Below are 648 nucleotides of genomic sequence, written 5' to 3'. Positions count from 1 at the left end.
GCCGGCCGGATTAGTCAAGGTCGCGGTGTAAGTGATCTGGCCGCCTTCGGTGATACCGCCAGTCGCGGTCAGCGTCAGATCGGTAGTGTCAGTCGAATCACTGATAGTGGTAACGGCTGGCGTGGTGCTTGGCACCAGGTTTTCGAAGTTGCCGCCAGTGGTGCCCGTAATCGTCGCGCTTACGGTGCTGCCATTGACGTACACGTCGTTGGCCGGGGTATCGACCAGCACGGTCCCGGTGGTTTTACCCGCTTCGATAACAATGACCGAGCCATTGCTCAAGGTCACAGTCATCGGCGTGCCCGCCGGATTGGTCAGGGTAGCGGTGTAGGTGATCTGCCCGCCTTCGGTGATACCGCCCGTGGCGGTCAAGGTCAGGCCAGTGGCATCAGGCGAATCGGTAATGGTGGTGACAGCCGGAGTAGGGCTCGGCACCAGGTTTTCGAAGTTGCCACCGGTAGCGCCGGTAATGGTGGTAGTGACAGTACTGCCATTGTTGTAGACGTCATTGACCGGCGTATCGACCACCACGGTACCGGTGGATTTACCGGCTTCGATGGTGATGACCGAGCCATTGCTCAAGGTCACGGTCACCGGCGTCTGTGCCGGGTTGGTCAAGGTCGCGGTGTAGGTGATCTGGCCGCCTTC

Annotated in this window: 1 protein-coding gene; it reads right to left on the bottom strand. The window is 60.0% G+C overall.

The window, feature by feature from the left end:
• Nucleotides 1–648 (bottom strand): immunoglobulin-like domain-containing protein (locus tag AACY45_RS27355; RefSeq protein ID WP_339548571.1); only part of this gene is annotated, 648 nt, incomplete at both ends.

This window comes from Pseudomonas sp. RA_35y_Pfl2_P32, assembly GCF_963970735.1.
Lineage (GTDB): Bacteria > Pseudomonadota > Gammaproteobacteria > Pseudomonadales > Pseudomonadaceae > Aquipseudomonas.
The sequence above is the reverse complement of the archived record's forward strand: the minus strand, read 5'-3'. Positions and strand labels throughout refer to the sequence as shown.